The following is a 4,419-nucleotide window of genomic DNA, read 5'->3' as shown; positions in this document are numbered from 1 at the left end:
CGCCCCGCCCCGGCCCAGCGCGAAGCGCAGCCCCGCGCGCAGGGCGTGCGCCGTCTGCCGGCGGACGTCCCGATCGCTCGGTCGCGCCGGCCCGGGCACGGGCGGACTGGAACCTGCCTCGCTCACGAGCGATCAGTATGCGCCGCTGCCGCGCACGACGGCCCCGGCGGTGCGCCACAGGATCCACAGGTCGAGCGCCGGCGACCAGTTCTCCACGTAGTAGAGGTCGAGCCGGACCGACTCCTGCCAGGCCAGGTCAGCACGCCCGGAGACCTGCCACAGGCCGGTGAGCCCCGGCTTCACCATGAGCCGGCGGAAGACCGAGGGGCGCTCGTACTTCGCGACCTCGCGGGGCAGCGGCGGCCGCGGGCCGACGAGGGACATGTCGCCGCGCAGGACGTTGATCAGCTGCGGCAGCTCGTCGAGGGACCAGCGGCGCAGCCGTGCGCCGACGCGGGTCAGGCGGGGGTCGTCCTTCATCTTGAAGAGCGGCCCCTCGCCGTGGGCGTTGGCGTGGGCGATGTCCTTGAGCCGCTCCTCCGCGTCGACGAACATCGAGCGGAACTTCAGCATCGTGAACTCGCGGCCGCCCTGCCCGACGCGGGTCTGCCGGAAGAACACCGGGCCCGGGCTGTCGAGGCGTACGAGCAGCGCGATGACGGCGAAGACGGGGACGAGGAGCAGCAGCCCCGTGAGCGCGAGCCCGCGGTCGTAGGTGCTCTTGAGCAGCCGCCGGACGCCGGAGAACTCCGGCTTCTCCACGTGCAGCAGGGGGAGCCGGGCGACCGGGCTGACGTGGATGCGCGGGCCGGCGACGTCGACGAGGGCCGGCGCCACGAGCATGTCGACGTCGGTCTCCTCCAGCTCCCACGCCAGGGCGCGCAGCACCTCGGGGGTCATGGCAGGGGAGGAGGCGACGGCCACGACGTCGATGCCGTCGCGGCGCGCGATGCGCGGGATCTCGCCGAGCGCCCCCAGGACGCGCAGGCTGAGCCCGCGCCGGCGGTCGCCGTCGGGAGCCGGGCCGCGCCCGACGCGGCGGTCGATGCCGCCGGGGGCGCACACCCCCACGACGCGGTAGCCCTCGCCCTGGGCGCTGGCGAGCCGCGCGGCCATGCTGAAGGCCGCCTCGTGGGTGCCGACCACGAGCACGCGGCGCACCGCGAGGCCGCGCCGGCGCGCGGCCTGCAGCCCGAGCCGGGCGACGTGGCGCCCGGCGAGCACGGTCACCGCCGTGGTGGGAAGCGCGGTGAGCACCAGGGCGCGTGCGGGCTCGGCCTGCAACGCGTACGACGACACCGCCACGAGGGCGGCGAACCGGATCGTCGCATTGAGGACGCGCTTGTACTCCTCGCTGCCCGCGCCGCTAGCGCGCGGCTCGTAGGCCCCACTCAGGCCCGCGACGAGCACCCAGGCGGCCGCGACCGCGGGAAGCAGCGCCCAGTAGGACGCGCCCATGACGGTGGCCGGCTCGAAGCGGAAGCGGAGGCTGATCGCGAGCGCCCAGGCGCCGGACACGGCCACCACGTCGAGCAGGACGAGCGTCGCGAGGTGCGCGCGCTGCCACCGTGGGAGCCGGCGCACAGGCAGTGACGGCACCAAGGCGTGGTGCGCGCCACGCTGCGCCGGTACGGCGGTCTCGCGGACGTCGACGGTCATCTGCCCCCCCAGGCCCCTTGCCACGGGGCCCGCTAGCGAGACCGACCCCTCCGGGGGACAATTAGAGCGCACCCGGCGGTCCCGCGGCAGGGTCATGACTCGTATGGCCGCAAGCTGGGCAGACGTTCGGCGCCGTTTCGGTGAGCTGCCTAAACTGGCGCTCACGCGGCGGAGTTCCCCTGCGTCGGACCGTCGAGCCCCCGGGGGTGCAGTGGAGCTGCTGGACTACCTGCGAGTGGTGAAGCGCCGGTGGTACCTCCCCGTGGCAGTGCTCCTGGTGTGCGTCGGAGCGAGCGTGTGGGCGACGGACCGCCAGCCGGAGCTCTACAGCACGACCATGACGTTCAACGTCGTCGAGCGCTCGGGCCTGCAACTCGACGCCGGCGTGGGCGCCGACTGGGCCCGCGGGCGCGCGCCGACCTACGTCAGCGCGCTGCAGTCTGGGCAGGGGCAGGCGGCCGTTTCCGAGGCGCTGGAGCTGCCGGCCGGAGTGACCCTCGGGCACACGGGTGTCTCCGGGGGCTGGCGGTCGGAGACCGTCTTCATCGACATCCAGGTGCAGGCGGACTCCGCCCAAGGTGTCTACGCCTACGCGCAGGCCGTAGCGAAGGCCTTCCCCACCTACATCAACTCCACCTTCGAAGGTGGTGGCAGCCAGGTCCGGCTCAGGCTCTTCGAAGCGCCCTACCTGCCGGCCGAGCCCTTCAGCCCGGACAAGCAGCGCAACTACCTGCTCGGGCTCGTGCTGGGGCTGGTGCTGGGCGTGGCCGCTGCATTCGTGGCGGACTCGCTCGACCGCAGCGTCCGGACCGCCGAGGACGTGGAGCGCATATCCGGGCTGACCCTGCTCGCGAGCATCCCGCTCGAGCATCGCGGGCAGCGGGCGCTGGCCGCTCAGCTGCCTCGCTCTCAACGCGCTGAAGCGGTCCGACAGCTACGGACCAACGTGATGTTCGCCGGGGTCGACAAACCCCTGCGCACGCTGCTGGTGACGAGCGCGGTCGCGTCCGAGGGCAAGACCACGACCGCAGTCAACCTAGCGATCACGTCTGCCCTCGCGGGCCAGCGCGTCCTCATCGTCGACGCCGACCTGCGCCGCCCCGGGGTGTCGGACGAGCTCGGCATCGAGGGGGCGTTCGGGCTGACCAACCTGCTCATCGATGAGACGACGCTCGAAGACGCCGTCCAGCCGTGGGGGCCGGATGGCGAGCTCCACGTCCTGCCGAGCGGTGCGGTCCCCGCCAACCCCAGCGAGTTGTTGGGATCGATGCGGATGCTCGACCTGATCCACGAGCTCCGGCTGCGGTACGACCTAGTGATCTTCGACACGCCGCCGGTCCTGCCGGTCACCGACGCCACCGTGCTTGCGCGCGCGGTGGACGGGGTCGTCCTCGTGACCAAGGTGGGATCGACCTCGCGGGACCGGCTGAAGCGGGCCGTCCAGGGCTTGCGCAAGCTCGACATCCGGATCGTCGGGGTCACCTGCAACTGGACGAGCGCCACCGAGGCCTACTACCTGCCGCGGCCCGGCAGCCGCTTCCGGCTGCGCTCGTCGCGGTTCCGCCCGCGGCGCGCCGGGGCCACGGCGGAGCCGCTGCAGAAGCACGCCCGTCGTCGTCGCAACCAGGCCGAGCCGGACGCCCGGTCTGCTTGACTGGCCGACGTGCGGGTTGACCGGACGTCATGACGCCGCACAACGCGGGTGACGACGGTTCGCAACCGACGGATGGAGCCTCATGACCGACGCCGCTGCGACCTCGCGGGACATCGGAGGACCGATCCTCGCGCACGTGCCGGTCCCGTTCTCGCGGTCGGGGGACTCGGTCACCAACGTCATCCGTGCCTACGCGAAGGAGCACGCGCGCCGCGGGGGCCGCACGCTCGTCCCGATGGCGGACAACCGCGACGTCGCCGTGGAGTCGGCCGAGGTGCTTCCCGTGGACTACACGCGCTACTGCCCCCGTCAGTGGTGGATGCCGCGCGAGCTGTGGGTCGACTTCGCGCTCGGCAGCGCCGGCCTCCCGCGGCCCTACACCGGGCGCATCCAGCGCCCCGCCGCCGAGCTTCTGGCCGCTCAGAAGCCGGCTGCGGTGTTCGTGCACGAGGCCTACTACGCCGCGAGCACGCTGCCGGACTGGCGCCGACACCTCGGCGACATCCCGCTCTACCTCTACGTCCACGTGGCGATCTCGCGCAGCTATCGGCCGCGGGAGATGCGCCGGCTGCTGCGAGCGGCCGACGGCGTGATCACTGTCAGCCAGTTCATGGCCGACCACGTGCACGAGCGGGCCGGCGGGTCGCCGGTCCCGGTCAGCGTGGTGCTGAACGGGACGGACACGGCGCGCTTCGCCCCGCCCGCGGCCTGGCCACAGGCTAGCTCGGAGCGGCTCCGCTTGATGTTCGTCGGGGTCGTTGCGCCGCACAAGGGGCCTCACCTGCTCGTCGAGGCCGTGGCGCGCATGGTCAAGGCGGGGCTCCCGGTGGAGCTCGTGGTGGTCGGAAGCAGCGTCCGCGACCCCACCCACCAGGTGTCTGCGTACGAGCAGGACCTCCGACGCATCGCGGCCCCCGCAGGCGACGCGATCAGGTTCCGACCCTTCGTGCCGCACGAGCAGCTGCCCGACATCTATCGCGAGGCGGACGTCGTCATCGCCCCGTCGATGGTCGATGAGGCGTGCCCGCTCGTCGTCCTCGAGGGCCTGTCGTCAGGTGCCGTCGTCGTGGCGACCCGTCGTGGTGGCACGCCGGAGGCCGGGGGTG

3 protein-coding genes are annotated in these 4,419 nt (G+C 72.8%); 2 read left to right on the top strand and 1 reads right to left on the bottom strand.

Going from position 1 to position 4,419, the window contains the following annotated elements:
* Positions 1-132: 132 nt before the first annotated feature.
* The gene (locus tag G9H71_RS21250; RefSeq protein WP_166284770.1) at positions 133-1,659 is read right to left on the bottom strand and encodes a sugar transferase; all 1,527 of its coding nucleotides are present in this window, start codon (positions 1,657-1,659) and stop codon (positions 133-135) included.
* Positions 1,660-1,870: 211 nt separating this feature from the next.
* On the opposite strand from G9H71_RS21250, the gene G9H71_RS21245 reads away from it, so the two are divergent.
* Positions 1,871-3,313: a polysaccharide biosynthesis tyrosine autokinase gene (locus tag G9H71_RS21245; RefSeq protein ID WP_166284769.1), complete on the top strand. Its 1,443-nt coding sequence runs from the start codon at positions 1,871-1,873 to the stop codon at positions 3,311-3,313.
* A gap of 82 nt (positions 3,314-3,395) precedes the next feature.
* Positions 3,396-4,419: glycosyltransferase family 4 protein (locus G9H71_RS21240; RefSeq protein ID WP_166284768.1), on the top strand; the 1,024-nt coding region annotated here is incomplete at its 3' end.

Origin of the sequence: Motilibacter deserti (assembly GCF_011250635.1) — a bacterium.
GTDB lineage: Bacteria > Actinomycetota > Actinomycetes > Motilibacterales > Motilibacteraceae > Motilibacter_A > Motilibacter_A deserti.
Note: the sequence above shows the minus strand (reverse complement) of the source record. Positions and strands in the feature narration are given on the sequence as shown.